General features: G+C 61.2%; 13 protein-coding genes and 1 tRNA gene. 3 read left to right on the top strand and 11 right to left on the bottom strand.

Annotated features, from left to right (window positions below; translation table 11 throughout):
• Positions 1-13 precede the first annotated feature (13 nt).
• The 10 genes from ABD059_RS08265 to ABD059_RS08220 form a co-directional block, all read right to left on the bottom strand.
• Positions 14-2,659 (bottom strand): helix-turn-helix transcriptional regulator, encoded by a 2,646-nt coding sequence (locus ABD059_RS08265; protein ID WP_343878924.1) that lies wholly within the window; start codon positions 2,657-2,659, stop codon positions 14-16.
• A gap of 466 nt (positions 2,660-3,125) precedes the next feature.
• Positions 3,126-5,810, bottom strand: coding sequence for a helix-turn-helix transcriptional regulator (locus tag ABD059_RS08260; protein WP_343878923.1), 2,685 nt, complete (start codon positions 5,808-5,810; stop codon positions 3,126-3,128).
• Positions 5,807-8,068 carry a helix-turn-helix transcriptional regulator gene (locus tag ABD059_RS08255; protein ID WP_343879202.1) on the bottom strand — a complete coding sequence of 754 codons (2,262 nt, stop codon included), beginning with the start codon at positions 8,066-8,068 and terminating at the stop codon, positions 5,807-5,809. The genes ABD059_RS08260 and ABD059_RS08255 overlap by 4 nt, the downstream gene beginning before the upstream one ends.
• A 400-nt stretch (positions 8,069-8,468) precedes the next feature.
• The gene (pth, locus tag ABD059_RS08250) at positions 8,469-9,056 is read right to left on the bottom strand and encodes an aminoacyl-tRNA hydrolase (protein ID WP_343878922.1); all 588 of its coding nucleotides are present in this window, start codon (positions 9,054-9,056) and stop codon (positions 8,469-8,471) included.
• 19 nt (positions 9,057-9,075) lie between these two features.
• Positions 9,076-9,699, bottom strand: a complete 624-nt coding sequence (locus tag ABD059_RS08245) for a 50S ribosomal protein L25/general stress protein Ctc (RefSeq protein ID WP_343878921.1) — start codon at positions 9,697-9,699, stop codon at positions 9,076-9,078.
• 272 nt (positions 9,700-9,971) lie between these two features.
• On the bottom strand, positions 9,972-10,952 hold the full coding sequence (locus ABD059_RS08240; RefSeq protein WP_343878920.1) for a ribose-phosphate diphosphokinase: 981 nt from the start codon (positions 10,950-10,952) through the stop codon (positions 9,972-9,974).
• On the bottom strand, positions 10,949-12,394 hold the full coding sequence (gene glmU / locus ABD059_RS08235) for a bifunctional UDP-N-acetylglucosamine diphosphorylase/glucosamine-1-phosphate N-acetyltransferase GlmU (protein WP_377959643.1): 1,446 nt from the start codon (positions 12,392-12,394) through the stop codon (positions 10,949-10,951). The genes ABD059_RS08240 and glmU overlap by 4 nt, the downstream gene beginning before the upstream one ends.
• Before the next feature lie 195 nt (positions 12,395-12,589).
• Positions 12,590-12,661: transfer RNA gene (locus ABD059_RS08230), tRNA-Gln, on the bottom strand.
• A gap of 791 nt (positions 12,662-13,452) precedes the next feature.
• Positions 13,453-15,261 (bottom strand): ATP-binding cassette domain-containing protein, encoded by a 1,809-nt coding sequence (locus ABD059_RS08225; protein ID WP_343878918.1) that lies wholly within the window; start codon positions 15,259-15,261, stop codon positions 13,453-13,455.
• A 65-nt stretch (positions 15,262-15,326) separates the two neighbouring features.
• Positions 15,327-16,301, bottom strand: coding sequence for a 4-(cytidine 5'-diphospho)-2-C-methyl-D-erythritol kinase (locus ABD059_RS08220; RefSeq protein ID WP_343878917.1), 975 nt, complete (start codon positions 16,299-16,301; stop codon positions 15,327-15,329).
• Between the two features lie 147 nt (positions 16,302-16,448).
• On the opposite strand from ABD059_RS08220, the gene ABD059_RS08215 reads away from it, so the two are divergent.
• Genes ABD059_RS08215 through ABD059_RS08205 form a run of 3 tightly spaced genes read left to right on the top strand, consistent with a single transcriptional unit; the run spans position 16,449 to position 18,312 of the window.
• Complete coding sequence (locus tag ABD059_RS08215; RefSeq protein ID WP_343878916.1) at positions 16,449-17,279, top strand: hypothetical protein; 831 nt, start codon at positions 16,449-16,451, stop codon at positions 17,277-17,279.
• Positions 17,279-17,728 (top strand): phage holin family protein, encoded by a 450-nt coding sequence (locus ABD059_RS08210; RefSeq protein WP_343878915.1) that lies wholly within the window; start codon positions 17,279-17,281, stop codon positions 17,726-17,728. Before ABD059_RS08215 ends, ABD059_RS08210 begins: the two co-directional genes overlap by 1 nt.
• The gene (locus tag ABD059_RS08205; protein ID WP_343878914.1) at positions 17,725-18,312 is read left to right on the top strand and encodes a DUF3618 domain-containing protein; all 588 of its coding nucleotides are present in this window, start codon (positions 17,725-17,727) and stop codon (positions 18,310-18,312) included. The genes ABD059_RS08210 and ABD059_RS08205 overlap by 4 nt, the downstream gene beginning before the upstream one ends.
• 146 nt (positions 18,313-18,458) lie before the next feature.
• On the opposite strand, the gene rsmA is transcribed toward ABD059_RS08205, so the two are convergent.
• Complete coding sequence (rsmA, locus tag ABD059_RS08200) at positions 18,459-19,343, bottom strand: 16S rRNA (adenine(1518)-N(6)/adenine(1519)-N(6))-dimethyltransferase RsmA (protein ID WP_343878913.1); 885 nt, start codon at positions 19,341-19,343, stop codon at positions 18,459-18,461.
• Between the last annotated feature and the right edge of the window lie 82 nt (positions 19,344-19,425).

Raw genomic sequence — 19,425 nt, 5'->3', positions numbered from 1 at the left:
AGCTGTCTCAGACCTACGCAAGGATCATCTTCAGCTGGCTACGGTTCGATACACCTAATTTGGCATATACCTGATAAATGTGTCCTTCTACCGTTCGGATGGACAAGGTGAGTATCGAAGCAATCTGCCGGTTACTTGACCCCTCGGCGACGAGGAGCGCAATGCCTCGCTCTCTCTCGGTCAGGCTTTCGAGCGCCCGCTGACGTAACTCCCCACTTCCGCGTCCGACCGACCGGAGTACATCGTCCGCAGCAACAGCGGCCGCCCTATCCCCTTCCGATGCGCTGCCTGCAGTCAGTGCCTGCACCAGGGAAGCAGCATCGACAGCCAATCGGAGGTTACCAATTTTGGCGGCCATTTTCGCTGCTCTGAGCATCTGGTCAGCGTCGCCTGATGCGATTCCCTTTCCATACAGTGCGCAGGTCGCTGCGTAGGCACCTTGGCTATCCATTCCGCTCGTGGCCAGCCGCTCAGCCAAATCATTCATTCCGAGTTGAACTGCCTGGCAGAGAAAAAATAGCTCGTGTCCCACGTTTCCTTCAGCCCTATCCTCGTCAGCCAACTTGAGCATGTCTTGGGCCGCTTGGAGAGGACCTCGGGTTGCAGCTGACGCTAGAACGGCAAAGTAGCGAGTCGCCCGGCTCGTGTGCCAGTCATACCGACGAGCTTCCAGGTCCACCTCTCTGAGGTGGGACATCGACGATTTCACATCCCCAGTGAGCGAGTACGAGTATGCTGTCGCGGCCTCCGCAAGGGATAGGAAGTCCTGGCGATCACGAATCCTCAGCTGGCTGACGGCCGGAAGGAGCTTACCGAGTGCGTCATCTCCCCGCCCAGCGTAGGCGTAGAGGCACCCTTCGGCTAACTCGAGTGAAGTTCCATCGAAGACCCCCGCCAGGGACCCCTGCGTATGGTCACTCAGCATTGATAGACACTGCTCCCATTCGCCGGAAATCAGCATGACTGAAAACAGTCGTACCCAGGCGGACTCGGTGAGTAGCGGGTCTTGGTCGGTGTCGGATAATCGCAAGACCACCAAACGACTGAGTTGAACAGCGTCCTCCTGGCGACCCGTCATGCTCAGCGCCTCCGCCAGCCAGCCGCAGTACTGATGACGTACAGCAGAATCCATCGCTTCGCCCTGCTTGAGTAGCTCATCCAGAGGCTCAATCATCGAGGTATACCTGCCGTTGTACGCCCTCAACTCGGCATCGAGCAACGCGATTTCTACCAACAGTCCCTCCGCCCCCCCGTGATCGGCCTGCTCCTTCTGCACCCGCTCGCGAACCAGGTGGAGAATGCTATCCACCTGCGTGTGACGATCAGGATTCTTGGTGAGGAGTCGACACCTGAGCATCTGGATGCCGACCCACTCGTGAAACGAGCTGTCCTGCGCATGCCGATCATAGTTATCGAGAATGGCCAGAGCACGATCGGTCTCGCCCTGTATCCCGTATGCCCGTGCTTCTTCTGTGACCTCCGCTGCGCCCCTCAGCTTTTCTGGAACAGCCTTCACGAATCGAAGTGCGCTTTCCGTGTCGTAGTAGCGGTTCGCCAACCGTGCGGCATCAATCGCTAGCCTAGGATCGATGTCCATCGAGCATTCCAGGCACCACGCCGCGTAATTCATCCGGCTTAACGCCGGCATTGGCAGGCTGAGTGAGGAGGCCGCGAGCTGGTGGAGAAGGTCTCGACTCCGGCCGAGCGGGACCTGCCGTCGAATCACGTCGCCGATCAAGCCAACAGCGATTCTAACCATCGGCCGCTGCGTGTGATCGATGTGGAAGATCCCAGTCTCCATGAGTGGATCCAACTCGGCTTCTCCCGAGAAATCATCGAGAAGTTCCAGCGGGATCACACCCACGATTGAGACGATCTCCGCTGTTCTCCGTTGATTCGGGGTCAACCTATCAAGGCTGGCGGAGATCCGTTCGGTGATAATACGACCGGGATCAGGCGTTTTCCGGGAGCTTGACACCCAGATACCGTCCTGGGTGGTGATATAGCCAGATTCGACTTGGTCCCGAGCAATGGCCTGCAAGAATAGCGGATTGCCGCCACTGGCATGCCACATATCTAGGATGACGGATCGGGACGCCGGCCCACGAAGTCCCGCAGTGAGCAGCCGATTGGAGTCAGCAAGTGACAACGGTTTGACATCCACCCGGTGAATAAGCTCGTCTTTCCAGAGGTCGCTGAAATCGTCGGGTGCGGCCTGGAGGTGTTGACAAACGAGGAGTACTTTGGCGGCTCCGGCCCGGACGATGTGTGCGATCGCCATCGCCGATGCGCTGTCCAGGTCCTCTACGTTGTCCACGAGAATCAGGGTCTGCTTGCCTGCAGTCTGTTTCGAGAAAAGATCCCGCAAACTCTTCAGAAGAATCAGAGGGTTGTCGACGGCCTCATCGTCCAGCTCAGTGAGAACAAAATTGAGCGCCCCATACCTCATGCCCGAGGTGAGCGCGCTCCCCCTGATGTAACGGAGCTCGTAGTCCTCTTCAACCTCGCGGGCTACCTTCTGCGCCAGAACCGTCTTGCCAATTCCGCCCTGTCCCGTCAAGATCGCACCGCGAGAATCTGGTCTGCGCACAGCTTCCCGCAGTATGTCCAACTCTTCTTCCCGGCCAATAATCGGCCAGTCTCCTTGCACCCCAAACATAGCGCCCCACTACATGGTGCAGGTCGGCACGGCGAGTCGTCCCAGCCCGACAGTTCCGAGGAGGCGGCTGTCTCCCGCCTCCAGGTCTAACGGTGATGCAGGGAAAGCCCCTACTCCGACCGCATTAGACCATAACGATACGCTGGATCGATGAATAAGGCACTAAAAACTATGACAAATCTCTCAGTGATCTGACGTAACTGTTTCCTATCGCATGCCCAGCACCTGGTGCATGCTGTGCTTACCAGGGTGGGGCCGACGACGGACTGGGGTCAGCCCGGTCTCAGGAGGCTGGCCGCCGCCGGCCCGACCGTGGGTCCACCACCGCAGGCGAACGGTATTTCGCCAGCGCGCCCTGCTTTGGGAGACTCTTGAAGCGTAGTTATTCCACCGGCAAGCACACACGGGTATTAGGTACTCGTATTATGGGCCGCTATTACTTCAAGGCCGAACGGCGTTACGCGCCTCATTCGGGCGCGAATCCTGCAGTAATGGATCCCCGCATTAGTTCTTCACGACCGCTGATACCAAGCTTCAAATAGACCCGGTAAAGGTGCCCCTCAACTGTCCGGGGAGATACCGTGAGGCTGTGGGCTATCTCTGTTGTTGCAGCCCCTTGTGCAGCGAGAGCGGCGATCTCCTTTTCGCGCCGGGTTAGTGCGACACGTGCCATTGAGTCGCCACTAATTGTGGCTGTGCGGACATCTCCGAGCGTGGGACCCAGCCCGCGCAATCGCTGTAACACTGCGTGTTGCGCCCTCCACCTGCCCAGACGGCTATTGCAGACGGCGGCCCTGGAAAGGCACTCAGCACCGAGCAGCAACAGGCCACTTTCCAGCGCCCGGTCACTGGCTGCCGTGAATTGAGCTGGATCGCTCGATTCGGTCACCTCAGCCATGATGCGCGCCGCCTCGGCGCCGATTCCGTCAATGCGATCGGAGACAGCCCGGAATCTCTGGCGGGGCACTGGATGCTGCAACAAGAAGAGGATTTCGAGAATTTCGGCTTCCGTGTGAACTAGTCCGAGAGACCGGGCTTGATCGGCTAGGTCCACCACGATCGACAAATCACTCGAATTCACGGCGGGCCACGACCGTGCAGCTGTCACATAGGCAGTGGAGACCAGCTGCTGGGGCAGGTCTCCGTGATAGGCGAGCGCATCGAAGTCGTGTGCATAGGAGGTGGACTTGTCCAGTCTGCCGAGAAGTCCGCAAGCAAAAGCGGCAGTACCGAGCGCTAGTGGCAGCACCAATTCTGGATCGGAGTGTCGCAGCACTTCGATTCCATCGGCCAGCAGTTCACACCCAGCTCTGATTTGACCGCGTCGAACTGCCATCATGCCTTCGATAGCAGTCATTTCGCCGCCAAAGTACTGAACCTGAGTCGGTGCGTTCCGTTCATGCCATTGGAGTAATTGTGCGACCGCCGCGTCGTCCCTGATCTGCACCGATAGAACACCCTGTCGAGTGGTGATGGCCCGATAGTGATCAGCCATCAACCCTTCCGGCCCTGTCTCCGACACTGCTCGCCACACCGGTTCGCCAGCTTCGGATGGGTGCCCTGTGATCGCCAACAATTCCCCGAGTAGCATTCGGGCAAACCCGCCAGCGAGAGTCTCCGGTGCGTCTTCCTCCACTAATTGCCGAAGACCCGAGATAGCGGCGCTGTAATCACCCGAGAGGCTGAGTGCGAAATTCTTCAGAACCGCAGAGCCCCGCCCGAGGTGATCGAACTGTTGTGGAGACAGACGATATTCGGCTGTAGCCCACCTTCTCGCTATGGTCAGGAGCCCATCTGGCCCTCCCCCACCTCGCAACCAAATCTGCGCCTCGGTGACCGCCGCCGCACCGAGGGTTTGCACATCTGTCGCGCTTTCGATCAAGCCACACACCTCGGTCGCTGCGGCTTCGATGTCGGCAAGACCCACCAGGCTCCGCGCGTTTTCTACCCGAGCTGCAATGGCGAGCTGACGTGAGGTCACGGCCGCAGAAAGACGTTCAGCGAGGCCGGGGTCATAACCGTTGTTCGCTTGCCGTGCCGCTTCAAGCAATTCGTGGTCGCTAGCGGGGTAGCCAAGTTCCACCTTAAGCGTAGTAAGGGCACTGGCACAGAAGGACTCCAGCTCGCTCTGACCTACCAGAGATTCTTGGAGCCAGCGAATGATCTGGACACGTCTGCCCGGTGGCATGAGGCGTCTGATGACTTGGCCATACAGCTTCGGCGCGACTGTTATGCAACTCTTGGCACCACCATGGTGGTTTGAGTAGGCCAGAATGTTGAGCTGCAACGCTCCGTCTAAGGCAGTCGCGTTCAACATTTTCCCAGCAGAGTCGATGGGCATACATCCCACCGATGCCACCGCTTCCACTACCTGGCGTTCGGCCGGGTTACATTCGTCGAGGAAATTCTTCACTCGACCAATTAGTACCTCTCCTACTGATTCTGGGACAGAGGTGACTAACCAGACACCGTTGATCTCACGTAATGCTCCAGCGCTGACGAAGTGGGAGACGAGCGCTTTGGCCAGGTAGGGGCGCCCCTGGGACCAGTCTGAGATCAAAGCTACAGTGCCCGCACTGACAATACCTCTAAGCTGCTGCTGACAGAGTCGAGCAATCTGATCACGGCTCAGCCCCGCGAGGTCAACACGCTTGATGAGTCCGTCCCGGCAGAGCTCATGGAGTTCCCCGGGTTTATCCCCTGGCTCATCGGACACTACTAGTAACCGCACTTCGCGGGCGACCGCAAGCTGCCCTAGCAGGTGACCGCTATCCTCATCGAGGTGGTGGGCGTTCCTCACGACCACCAACACCGGCAGCCGAAGATCGGTTGCCGCGGTTGTCCGAAGACCCGACTTGATGAGGCGGAGCACTGAGAGGGGCGAGTCTACATCGGACAGATACTGACCTTTGATCACCGGAAACAGTGCACCATAGGGAACGCGCCTAAGCGTCGAATCGGCGTAAACAGTAATCGGCAGGGTCCTCGACCCCAGCCGATCCAGTACGTGGTCCACCACTGCTGTTTTGCCGATACCCGAGGGTCCACAGACCAGAACACCTCCAAGGGCCGGGTTCATGATGCCCGCCGTAATCTCTTCGACCTCTCGTTCCCGGCCAATTAACCCGCCATGTTCGGCCTGGATGCTCATGGTGTGGCTGCCTCGCTGAGTGCAACTTTGGCCAGCAACTCTGACTTCGTCCGGACGTGCAGTTTTGTGTAGACACGGTACAAATGCCCCTCCACGGTGCGGACGCTGACCCCCAAAGTCTTTGCAAAATCCCGGTTGGTAGTGCCGTCCACCATTGCCTTCACAACTTCCATCTCGCGAGTCGTTAGGGCTGCTAGCTGTCGGCGTACCCCCAGAGCTGTACTGGTCGATCCGATAATCCCGCGCACCCGGTCTGCGACACGTCCCCTGAGCCCGGCGCATTCCGACTGATCCGCGAGCTGAGTCGCTGATGCGGCGGCGTCACGGGCAAATGGCAGGTCACCAATTGCACGGGCGATGTCCATTGCCTGCAACACCAGATCGGTGTCTTCCATCTCCACCCCTGTGGCATACAGCGTGCACAGTGATGCGTAGCGTCCCTGGCAAGCTGCCCCCAGTTCCATGACCGACCGTGCCACACTCTGGTCCCCAAGTCTCAGAACATGACATAGCGTCAGCAGTTGCCAGGAAGAGTTTCCCCGCTCTCCGTCTTCTTCACTGAGGGCCTTCAATGCAAGTGCAGCTCTGTCAGCGGACACAGTGCCCTGCAAAGCCAATGCGGCAAAGTGTTTAGTCAGCCTTCGCACGATCCACGGCACCTCATTGGACGGATCAGACGCCGCCAGTAGGTACCGTTCTGCACGCTCTGGGGAATCTTCCGAGGTGATCCAGGCTAATGCTGCCGCGACAAGCGGAGCTAGCCCGCCAGGATCGGATACTTGAAGCTGGGACAGAGCCGCAGTCAAGAAGCCTTCAGCTTCAACGGGACGGCCACCCACAGCGTTGACCAGTCCCTCGACGATCTCTTCATACGTTCCCGTGCTTCGTCCCGCCCCGCCGAGGTATCGTCCCGATGCTTCGAGCATCGCCGTCATGTCTCCACTCAGTGCTTCTACCGTTGCCAACGTGACAGCAATTCGCGCCAACTCCGGTCGGCCATCGTAGCGGCGGGAAGGGGCAAAGGTGTTCGCAATCTCTCTAGCCTCATCCGTTCGGCCGGTGAAAGCCAACGCCTCACACATCAGAATGGCTGCCTGAAAACGTTCGCCTCGATCGATTTCAAAAGGATCGAACATCGGTGACGTCAGCTCGTCGATAGTCCGACGATAGTCGCCATCGTGAGCTGCTTGATGCGCGCGGCGTAGGTGTTTTGTGGACGCAAGATCATTCTCCGTCCGGGTAGGAAATCGGTCCCAACAGGACGTCTGTTCGGCCCACCGTAGATTTACCCGGCTAGCTCTCCCGAGGATGGCATCCCTCAGCAGGGGTCCTGTGACCGAGACGACAGCCCGATGATCCCTTTCGATGGACACCATCTTCAGTACGTAAAGTGTATCCAGATCCCCTAATTGGTCTGCGGCGACTGCGGCCAGTGGAGTAGTCCCGGCCGCCGCCAGGCTCTCGAGCAGTTGCTGCTGCGTTGGTTCGAGAGCTGCAATATGGTCCATCACTATGCGGGCTGATGCCGGACCCAGATCAACCTCGGCAGAGGTCAGCACCCACACTCCACCGACACAGCGCAGCGCACCCGAAGCGAGGTAATCGCCTACGAGTGCGTTCAGAAGCCGAGGGTTCCCTCCACTCTGCCGATGAAGAAAGAGCGAGGCCGCCCGGCACACCGCTCCCCCTAGGGCGGACTTCATATCGCCAGCCACTTCTTGCTGAGTCAACGATGCCAGATGAACTTGAGCAAGAGTTTGACTCTGGCAGAGGTCCTGGAAGCACACTGGCGCTCTGGAGAGGTTGACACAGGCAGCGAGTAGCCGGATTGATCCCGTTTGAGCCAATTGCCCCAGCACAGTTGCCGAACCCTCATCCAGCAGCTCGGCGTCGTCGACCACAATAATTGTGGGGAGACCTAGCGCACGCTCTTCGAGCAGCCGGGACAATCCCGTAATCACCCGCACTGGGTGATCCAGGTGGTTGGCGGGCAGGTCTGCAATTAGCACGCGCAGGGCACCGTAGCGGAGCTGGGTATCAAGGTTCGAACCACGTAAGTGAATAATGCACGTGCTCGATCGCAGACGGTCTATCACTGACCGCAATACTGCCGTTTTGCCGCTTCCGGTGTCACCCACGACAATCACTCCAGGCGAGCCGGTTTCGTCAACCAATCGGTCGCATACTGAATCCGCGACTTGTTGGCGAACTCCCGACGTCGGCGGGTGATCCTGGCCCGCACCAGAAACCGCCTTCATCGGGGGGCGACCCGGTGAGGATGGAGCAGGTTCGTAGACATACGTATTAAGGTCAAAACTCATGGAGAGACCAGCCCTTCGCGTTCCCAGCGTGGAGAAGTACTGCATACGATAGGACTCGTGTTGATCGCGCGCATGAGTAGCGACTACTCGATTTTCCGAACGACGTCACGCAACTACTACTCGGATGCTCCGACCCGGTTACCCGTGGGTCGGCGCCTCAGCTTCAGAGACCTGGCATGAGGAGTTCGAGGGCAACAAAAAGGGACCGACGTTGGGATGGGGGTGGCCCAGTCTCAGAGGCCGCCCAACGTCGGCCCCCGTATGTGGGGCCATCTAGGCCTGACGCGGTGTGGGATCACATTGTCCCTCACCGGTGGTCGTCACTCTATTTTATACGCTATTTTCCAGTGGAGTGGAACTTCTGCTGAGCGCTGACAAGACCCTCGACGATGAGAGATTCCACCGCGTCGGCTGCATCCTCCAGAAGGAACGCTAGTTCTTTTTTTTCGACCGAGCTGAAGTCCCTGAGCACGTGGTCGGCGGCGTCCTGCCGGCCCGGCGGGCGGCCCACACCGACCCTGACCCGAAGGTAGTCCTTGGTTCCGAGTGCCTTGGAAATGTCGCGAAGCCCGTTGTGTCCACCTTCACCGCCACCAGTCTTCAGCCTGACCGTGTTGAAGTCGATGTCAATCTCGTCATGCACAGCGATAACGCGTTCGGCGGGAATGTCGTAGAACCGGCAGAGTGCGTTCACCGGGCCACCTGTCAGGTTCATAAAGGTCAGCGGCTTGGCGAGCACCAACCGCGGCCCACCCAGCCCTAGCCTGCCCTCGAGCACGGCGGCGTGAGCCTTGTGGCTTTTGAACTTTCCGCCCAGCCGCGCACCAAGGACATCGAGCACCATCTGTCCCACATTGTGCCGGTTATGGCTGTAGTCGGGCCCGGGGTTGCCGAGCCCGACTACAAGCCAGGAGTCAGTCGCCATGAATGCGCCGGAGAAGTGGCTACTCGCCCTCTTCTGACTTCTCGCCTGAGGCGGCGACAACGTCGCCTTCTGCGACGGTCTCTCCGTCATCTTCGCCGAGGTCCTGGACCGTTGGCTCGCTGATGTTGACGATCAGCGTGTCCGCTTCGATCAGCAGGGTGACGCCCTTGGGCAGCACGATGTCTGAAGCGTGGATGTGCTCGCCGACGGTGCGTCCCTCAACATTGACGGTCAGCGAATCCGGCAGGTGAGTTGCTTCTGCTTCAACCTCAACCGAGTTGTGCTCAAGGTTCATCACAGCGCCTGGCGCCAGTTCGCCTTCAACGTGGATGTAGACGTCAACAGTGACCTTCTCGCCGCTACGGACGGTCAGGAGGTCAAGGTGCTCGACGATGCGCTTCAACGGGTTGCGGACCACGTATTTGGCGAGGGCGAGGTGCTTTTCCCCTTCGACGTCGAGGGTGAGCAGCGCGTTGGAGGTCCGCAGGGCCAGCGTGGTGGCCTTGGAAGGCAGCAGTACGTGGATGGGATCCGCACCGTGGCCGTAGATGACCGCGGGGATCTTGTCTTCGCGGCGCGCACGGCGGGCCGCACCCTTGCCAAATTCGGTGCGTACTTCTGCGGGAAGTGTGAGGTCAGACATTGAGTCTCCTGTGTTGACGAGTAGTGGATCGTTGCTGGGCAAACGATCGGCATCTGTCTAGAAACAGTCAACACGCTTGGTGTTGGACTCTCGTCACTAGCCACCGTCGATCACGGAACACTCCCGGAAGTTCCGGGATGCTCCCTCGCCTAGGCATCGCGTTCAATCCTACAGCACCTTGAACGTCTGGAGGGACACCGCCGACCGCCGGGTGGAACTACCAGGGCATCGGGCGGCCGCAACAGCCGTTCCGATGCCCCATTCAGTCGACTCTAGGCGTTGCCGTCGAAGAGACTGGTGACCGATCCGTCGTCAAACACTTCACGGATTGCCCGCGCGATGAGCGGCGCAATCGAGAGCACGGTGAGCTGCGGGAACCGCTTCTCGGACGGAATGGGCAGGGTGTTGGTCACCACCACCTCGCGGGCACCGGACTCGGCAAGACGGCGGGCCGCTGGGTCTGAGAACACGGCGTGGGTCGCGGCGATAATGACGTCCTTGGCACCCGCGTTCTTCAGAACCTGGACCGCCCCGGAGATGGTCCCGCCAGTGTCGATCATGTCGTCGATCAGCACACAGGTCCGTCCCTCGACCTGACCCACTACCTGCTTGGAGACGGCCTGGTTGGGAACCGTGAGGTCGCGGCTCTTGTGCACGAAAGCCAGTGGTGACCCGCCCAACCGCTCGGCCCACTGCTCGGCCACCCTGACCCGGCCGGTGTCGGGGGACACCACGGTGACGTTGTCGGCGTCGACCCGGGTGCGGATGTAGTCAGCGAGCAACGGAATGGCCATCAAGTGGTCGACGGGACCGTCGAAAAAGCCCTGGATCTGCGAGGTATGCAGGTCAACTGACATGAGCCGGTTGGCGCCCGCCGTCTTGTACAGATCGGCGACGAGCCGGGCGGAGATCGGTTCGCGGCCGCGACCCTTCTTGTCCTGCCGGGCGTAGGGGTAGAACGGGGAGACAACGGTGATGCGCTTGGCGGAGGCCCGCTTCAGTGAGTCGATCATGATGAGCTGTTCCATCAGCCAGTTATTCAGCGGCGCGGGATGCGCCTGGATCACGAACACGTCGGTGCCGCGCACGCTCTCCCCGGACCGGACGTAGATCTCGCCGTTCGCGAAATCATAGGCGGAGATGGGCAGTAGCTCGGTCCCGAGCGCTGCCGCAATCTCCTCCGCCAGTTCCGGGTGGGCCCGACCCGAGGCCAGGACCAGTTTCTTTTCGCCGCGTGCGGTGATCTCACTCATGAACGGTCGCTTTCGTCAGTACTGGTGATGCTGCTGGTGGATTCACCGGTGGCACGCTTTTCGGGAGTCGCGGCCCGGGCCGCGTTTGCTGCTGAGCTGCCGGGGCGTTTGGCCTGCACCCAGCCCTCGACGGTGCGCTGCGGCGCGACGTTGACAGCAAGTGCGCCTGGCGGCACCTCGTTGCGCACAATAGCGCCGGCGCCTGTGTAGGCGCCGTCGCCGATTGTCACCGGCGCCACGAAAACGGTATTCGATCCGGTGCGGACGTTGCTGCCGATAGTGGTGCGGTGCTTGTTGACGCCGTCATAGTTGGCGGTGATGTTGCCGCAGCCGATGTTGGTGTCCTCACCAATCACGGTGTCCCCCGCATACCCGAGGTGTGACAGCTTCGATCCACGACCGATGACAACGTTCTTCGTCTCGTAGAAGGCCCCGATCTTGCCGTCCTCCCCGAGGACGGTTCCGGGTCGCAGGTAGGTGAACGGGCCAACGGTGGCGCGGGCACTGATGCTGGCGCCAGACCCATGGGTCCGAAGCACCGTCGCCCCCTCCCCCACCACCACATCGGTGAGGGTGGTATCTGGGCCGACGACGGCGTCGCGCGCTATCTCGCAGGCGCCGTGAAGTTGGGTGCCGGGCAAGATTGTGACGTCCTCCGCCAGCTGCACCGAGGTATCGATCCAGGTGGTGGCGGGATCGACAATTGACACGCCAGAGCGCATCCAGCGGGTCAGGGTGCGCCGGTTGAGCTCGGCGCCGAGGGCTGCAAGCTGCACCCGCTCGTTGGCTCCCTCTACCTGCCAGGGGTCGTCGGAGACGACGGCGGCCACGCGGCCACCGCCGTCTGAAGCGATGCCGAGGACGTCGGTCAGATACATTTCGCCCTGGGAATTCCCTGCGGTGACTGAGGTGAGGGCGCTGCGCAGTGTCGAAGCGTCAAACGCGTAGATACCCGAGTTGATTTCGTTGATGGACCGCTGGGCGTCGGTGGCATCCTTGTGTTCGACGATGCCGGTGACGGTGCCGTCGGCGGCCCGCAGAATCCGCCCATACCCGGTAGCGTCCTCAAGAACGGCGGTCAGCACGGTCACTGCGTTGTTCTGGGTCGAATGGGATTCAACCAACTGAGCGAGCGTGTCCGCTGTCAGCAACGGCACGTCTCCGTAGGTGACCACGATGGTTCCCTCGAGGGGTGCGCCAGCGGCGCGGTCCAGCGCGTCAAGAGCTACCTGGACTGCCCGTCCGGTCCCTGGCACGTCGTCCTGGTCGACGATAACCGCTTCCTGGTCAAGGCCGGCGATATGACTGGCAACGAGATCCCGTTCATGCCGGACCACTACTGCCATTGCGTTGGGGACCACTCCTCTGGCAGCGGCCATGGCATGCCCCACCATCGATCGCCCGCCCAGGGTATGAAGGATTTTCGGTGTGCGGGACTTCATCCGAGTGCCCGCTCCTGCGGCGAGCACGATGACCGCGGCTGGACGAAGGACTCCTGCCTCCGAGTCTGATGCCTGGTGATGCGTATTCGAGGTCTGCGGACCCATTGAGGAGACACTCCTGCCTGTAGTTTCTCTGTCAACCGGAAAGTACAGGCTCACACCGTCAATACTACCCGCGGCCTTACCGCCCGACCGTTCCGCCCATAGGATTCGAACCTATACTCCACAGCTCCAAAGGCTGGGGTGCTGCCATTACACCAGGGCGGACTGCGCTGAAAGAACTGACTAATTTCCGTCCCGAAGCGCGGTTATCCAGTTTGCCATGAGTCGGGGGCATCCTGCGACTTGGTAGCGCCCATGCGGTCAGTCCGGGGCGAAGTAGGCAGTGTCACCTCGCTGGCTTTCCCCGGCTGCGGCCCATCCGTTCCAGCGTCGAACCTGCACTGGGCCCTAAGACCGCATTGTCCCTCCCGCCGGGAGGTGGACTGTAGCGGGCGGGGTGGCTTTTGACGCGCTGCATTTCTCGGTGCAGCGGGTGTCCCGGAGGCGGTCCGGTGTTGGTTCTCTGGTTCTGAAAGATAGTTGAAAGAGATTTTCGGGTGACCTTGAATCGGCCCCTATTTTGTCGGTGGTCGATGATGGAAGGAAGGTATGAAAAGCAGTGACGCTTCTGCTCCCGGACCAGAGGACCTCTCCGGACGCTCCCGCGCGCACCCCGGAGACGGCGGACCGGCGGACCAGTTCCTCGGTCAGATGGAAGATATTTGATCACCGGCACGGTGGCAGGTAGAGCTATCGCCCACCTTGTGCCTGGCCGATCTCTACAGAATCGCGATAAAGAACACAGCTGCCGCTACCGCTGAAAGGACAAGAGCCCCTACCAACGCCAGCTTGTCAGAGTGACGCATCCGGTACTTATCGCGACGCCTACCTCGAGGTAATCCAGCTACATCTGTCATACATCCACGGTAGGCGCCGCCTGGTGCGCCGGGAATACTGCTTCCTACTTCACTTTGTGCAGGTGGTACCTGAAAGGGAGCCCACTCACACTTGGATTCCTACTTACCGAGAACCTCAGCAGCTGCGAGCCACTGCAGTTCAAGGTCCTGCTGTTCGGCCTGGACTACCTGGAGCTTCTTATTGAGGGCTGCCATCTTGTCGAAGTCGACGTCCCCTGACGCTCCATCATTCATTTGATGCTGAATTTTCTCGACCTGCGCTGCCGCCTTGCTGAGCTGGCGTTCGATGCGGGTCAGGTCTTTCTTCGCCTGCCTGGTCTCCTCGGAGCTATACCGGGGAGCGGACTCCGCACTGTTCTGTCCTTCACCGGCGTTCAGGGGAGATGCGCCCGATCCGGCTTCAGCTGCGCGTCGCAGTTCCAGATATTGGTCGACGCCGCGGGGCAGATCGCGGAGCTTTCCATCACCCAGCAGCGCCATTTGGGAGTCAGTGACTCGTTCCAGCAGGTAGCGGTCGTGGGAGACGACCACCAAGGTTCCGGGCCAGCCGTCCAGGACATCCTCGATCGCAGCCAGGGTGTCGGTATCCAGGTCATTGGTGGGTTCATCGAGCATCAGCACATTGGGCTCGCCGACCAGGAGGCGAAGCAGTTGCAGCCGGCGGCGCTCGCCACCGGAGAGATCCTTCACCTTGGTCCACTGCTTGGCGTTGGTGAAACCAAGCTGCTCCACCAACTGGGTCGCTGACACTTCACGTCCGCCTACGCTGAAGACGCGCTTCTCCTGCTCGATAACCTCGGTGACGCGCAGGTGCTCCAGCTCGTTGAGCTCCTTGACTTCCTGGGAGAGCACAGCCGTCTGGACCGTCTTGCCCTTCTTCACCTTCCCGGCGTCGGGGGTCACCTCGCCGTTCAGCATCCGCAGCAGGGTGGTCTTGCCTGACCCGTTCACACCGACCAGTCCCAGCCGCTGGCCGGGGGCGAGGCGCAGGGTGATGCCGTCAAAAAGGGTCTTCTCCCCGAGCGCCAACGAGACATCCTCAAGGTCCAGGACGTCCTTGCCCTGCCGGGCCATTGCCATCTTGCTCAGAGCGAGGGAGTCACGCGGCTCGGGCACGTCGGCGATCAGCGCGTTCGCTGCCTCGATCCGGAACTTCGGTTTGGCGGTCCGCGCGGGGGCGCCGCGGCGCAGCCAGGCCAGTTCCTTCTTGACCAGTTGCTGCCGCTTGCCTTCGACCACCGAGTCCATCCGGTCACGCTCGGCGCGGGCGAGCACGTACGCGGCGTAGCCGCCGTCGAACCCGTCGACGACGCCGTCGTGGACCTCCCAGGTGCGGGTACAGATTTCGTCGAGGAACCACCGATCGTGGGTCACTACCAGCAGGCCGCCGTCGGTCGGACGCCAGCGCTCCGCAAGGTGGCGCGCAAGCCACGCCACACCCTCCACATCGAGGTGGTTGGTGGGCTCGTCGAGCATGATGACGTCGTCGTCGCCGATCAGGAGCTTGGCCAACGCAACCCGACGCTTCTGCCCGCCGGAGAGCGAGGAGACCTTGGCGTGCCAGTCCACTTCGGCCACGAGACCGCCCATCACGTCGCGGATTTTAGGGTTGGACGCCCATTCATGGTCCGCCTGGTCGCCCACGATTGCCTCACCAACACTGAGGTCACCGTCCAGGACATCCGTCTGGTCCAGGTATCCGACGTGCACGTCGCGTCGCCGGGTGACCCGTCCCTCATCGGGGGTGGCGCGCTGCGCCAGGAGGCGCATGAGGGTAGATTTGCCGTCGCCGTTGCGGCCGACCATCCCGATCCGGTCGCCGTCCTCGATGCCGAGGGAAACGCCGTCAAGGACGGTGCGGGTGGCAAACGTGACGCTGACGCTTTCGGCGCCCAGAAGATGTGCCAAGTAAGTACTGCTTCCTAATCGTGGAGTGAAAAGATTATGTGAACTGGCCCAGCGTCAATGGCAGGTCAGGCGATGTGGTCGGTAACAATTCTGGCACCGTACACCGGTCCATGCACGGCGGTGGCGTTCAGGCCGCTATCCGTCAGTTGTCCGGCCAATACCTCCGCATGCTCTTCGCTTTCCGCAAGGAAAGCGACGGTAGGTCCTGAGCCAGAGACCAGACCTGCGAGGGCTCCAGCGTCCTTGCCCGTCTTCAGAATATCGGCCAGCCCCGGAGCAAGCTCAAGTGCGGCGAGCTGCAGGTCGTTGTGCAGGAGATCCGCCAGGGCCCGGGCATCACCGGACCGCATTGCCCCCAGAATTTGTGGGTCAATTTCCGGCGGCGCCGCCGGTTCGGTGCCTTCGCGTAGACGAATCTCATCAAGAGTCCGGTAAACCTCTGGCGTAGATAGCCCATAACCCGATGTCACGAGAACCCAGTGAAGAGGGGTCTTGGAAATTGCCGGGGTTAGTTGCTCCCCCACCCCGACGCCGACCGCTGTGCCCCCGACCAGTGCGAATGGAACATCGGCGCCGAGCTCCGCCGCCATCTTGGCCAGCTCGTCCCGGGAGAAACCACTGTTCCACAGTGCGTCGCATGCCACCAGCGTGGCGGCTGCATCGGCAGATCCACCGCCCATCCCACCTGCCACAGGTACACGCTTGGTGATGTCCAACAATAGCCCGGTTGAGTTCTCGCTGAGATCGGCGAGCAGTGCGGCCGCGCGGGCGGCCAGGTTGGTGGCATCCAGCGGAATGCTCTCAACCGGTAGGTTGAGCGACCCTTGCCCGTTGACTGTCACAATGGTGCCCGGTTCGTCACTGACGGTTGCGGTCACCTCTTCGTAGAGGGAAACGGCTAGATAGACGCTGGCGACACTGTGGTAGCCATCTTCCCGGAGCGGGCCAACCCGAAACGAGACGTTGATTTTCCCGGGCGCGCGGACCCTGACGCTGGCCGGTGCGCCACCAAATAGTCCTGTCGTTTTGCCTGCCTCCATAGTCTCCAACCTAGGCTACCGGTCGCTGAACCGGGAAACCTGAGGCCGTCGAGAGCCCAAAAATCTCTCGAATTAATGCATTGCGAAAAACTACTAAGCGTGCTTACATTACGAAGATAAGCAGGGTTACTATCGGAAGGAAATGCTATGACTACCCAGAATTGGTCAGAGGACCCGTTGACGGCAACGCCGTCAGGAGAGCGTGTTCAGACCGCCTCGACGTCCTCATCCGTCACTACCGAAGAACGCACCGGCCCCACCGGGGTGAAGGACCAGGCGACAGGACAGGCAAAAGAGGTGGGTCGCGAAGGTTTGGACGCAGCACAGAGTGTCGCTCAGACCGCGGGCACCGAAGCGAGGAATGTTGCGGACGAAGCCAGCACACAGGCGAAGAACCTGCTCGGCGAGCTTGGGTCTGACCTCAAGGAACAGGCCGGCGCCAGCCAGCAGAAGGCCGCCATGGGCTTGCGCTCCATCAGTGATGAACTTGGTTCGATGGCGGATAACGGCGACCAGAGTGGACCCGCGAACAGCCTTGTTCGCCAGGCTGCCCAGCGCTCGGGCGACGTCGCAGGCTGGCTGGAAGGCCGCGACCCAGGGTCCCTCCTGGAGGAAGTGAAAGGATTCGCCAGCCGTCGTCCAGGAACGTTCCTGATGATGGCCGCCGGTGCAGGTCTGCTCGCAGGACGCCTCACCCGAGGCCTGGCCGGGGCCGGATCCGACGAACAGAACGCCACGCCAGCCAACCCGGCACCCGAGTACCCACCAACGGTGCCAACGCAGCCTGAACCCTCCAATAATTTCAGCTCGCCCACCGCCGCCACCCCGGTAACTGGCGCCACGGGAGCAGCGGCAAGTGGAACTGGCGCTTCGGGACACGAACTCAGTAACCCCCTGGGCGACCCCTTGGCCGCAGAACCAGTTATTGAGCCCGGTCGGCGCACCCAGGACGGGTCACCGGACAGGGACCTGCGCTGATGAGTGGCACACACACCGGAGGGCCCCCGTCGTACGAATCGCCGCGCACCGAGGCCGAGGACCGGGCCGCCAACGAATCCCTGGGATCCCTCCTAGGCGATGTCAGCCGCGACCTCTCCACACTGATGCGCCAGGAACTCGAGTTGGCCAAAGCCGAACTCCGTGAAAGCGGGACCAAGGCCGGTAAAGGTGCCGGGATGTTCGGCGGCGCAGCCATCGCCGGACACTTCGTCTTGCTGTTTCTGTCGCTTGCACTGATGTGGGCGCTGGACGGCCTCGTCGGCCTTGGCTGGTCTGCAGTAATCGTCGCAGTCATCTGGGGCATCATCGCTGCCGTGCTTGCGCTGACAGGCAAGAAAGAACTGAAAAGCGTCCGCGGCATGCCCGCGACAGCTGAAACCGTCAAAGACATTCCCCCCACTCTGAAACCAGGTGAACCTACCCCATGAGCCAGACACCCGAACAAATTCGTGCAGATATTGAGCGCACCCGTCGCGACCTTGGCACCGGCGTCGACGCCGTCGCCGACAAAGTAAGCCCGTCCAGCATCGCCCAACGCCAGGGCGACAAAGTGCGGAGTGCTGTTGGAGGAATCAGGACCTCTGTCATGGGTTCGGCCGACCAGGCCTCCAGCGGAACGAAGTCGGCAGTCCACAACGCCAGCGACGCCGTCCAGGATGCGCCACATCAGCTAGGTAATAAAACCCGGGGCAACCCCTTGGCTGCCGGCTTGATCGCGTTCGGTGCAGGAATGCTCATTTCCTCGCTGATCCCAGCGAGTGACAAGGAGAAGGAAGCCGCGACAGCACTGAAGGAGAAGGCCGAGCCCCTCACCAGCAGCGTCACCGACGCAGCGAAGACAGTGGTCGAGGATCTGAAGGAGCCAGCGCAGCAGGCGATGGATTCGGTCAAGGAGACGGCCGCCAGTTCAATGAACACTGTCAAGGATGAAAGCACATCGGCAGCCGCCGACGTCAAGGGCCGGGCACAGGATGCCAAGGATACGGTCCAGGACGATGCAAGCCGCTCCTAGCAGGCGCTAGCCGTCCTAAAAAACCCGGGATCGAGTCAACACAAATAACCGAAATCCGTCACGAAACCGGTCATACCTGTTGACTCGATCCCGAGGAGCGCTATTTATGGGCCCAATCCCGGAGGCAGATATCCGGATGCACTCGGTTACGGAGTGGTCGACTGCGCGGGTTTCGCTTCGGCGATCCGGGCAAACGCGGCGATGTCGAGCATTTCGCCCCGAAGACTTGGGTCTACGCCGGCAGCGGCAAGGGCCTCGCCGGCGAGGGCGGGGCTGCCCGCCCAGCCGGCGAGGGCGGCGCGCAACGTTTTGCGCCGCTGCGCGAACGCCGCGTCGATGACGGCGAAAACCTCACGTCGGCTGGCAGACGTCGCGGGCGGCTCGTGTCTGACAAACCCCACGAGCCCCGAGGCGATCTTCGGCGCCGGCCAGAACACGTTCATTCCAATCACGCCCGATTTGCGCATGGTTGCGTACCAGGCGGCCTTGACCGAGGGCACCCCATAGGTTTTGGAACCCGGGCCTGCCGCCATCCGGTCGGCCACCTCGTCCTGCACCATGACCAATCCGTGGCGCAGCGACGGGAAGTTCTCCAAAAGGTTCAGAACCACCGGGACTGCGACGTTGTACGGCAGATTCGCTACCAGAGCGGTGGGCGGGTGTGGCAGCTCGGTCACCCGCATCGCGTCAGCGAGGACCACGTCCAGGTTGGCTGCCGTCTTTGGCCGCCACTTGGCAACCGTTTCCGGGAGACGCCCGGCCAGTATCGGGTCGATCTCCACCGCAACCACTCGGGCCGCGGCGTCGAGGAGGCCCAGCGTCAAGGAACCGAGGCCCGGCCCCACTTCGAGCACGGTTTCTGACGGGTCGAGATGGGCTGCCGCAACGATCCGCCGAATAGTGTTGCCGTCGATGACGAAATTTTGGCCAAGCGTCTTGGTGGGCCGCAAATCCAGGTCGGCGGCCAACCGGCGGACATCGCCGGCACCGAGTAGGGGCTGGACCGGCTGGGGGTTAGGGGGCTGAGTCACCTAAGCCATGGTAGTCGGGCACCACACAAAAGCGGGCCCCCACTTGGGGAACCCGCTTTTGGTGTTTGGTCGCTGGTCGGTC

Origin of the sequence: Arthrobacter flavus, from assembly GCF_039526005.1 — a bacterium.
GTDB lineage: Bacteria > Actinomycetota > Actinomycetes > Actinomycetales > Micrococcaceae > Arthrobacter_D > Arthrobacter_D flavus.
This window is presented reverse-complemented; position numbering and strand designations above follow the sequence as displayed.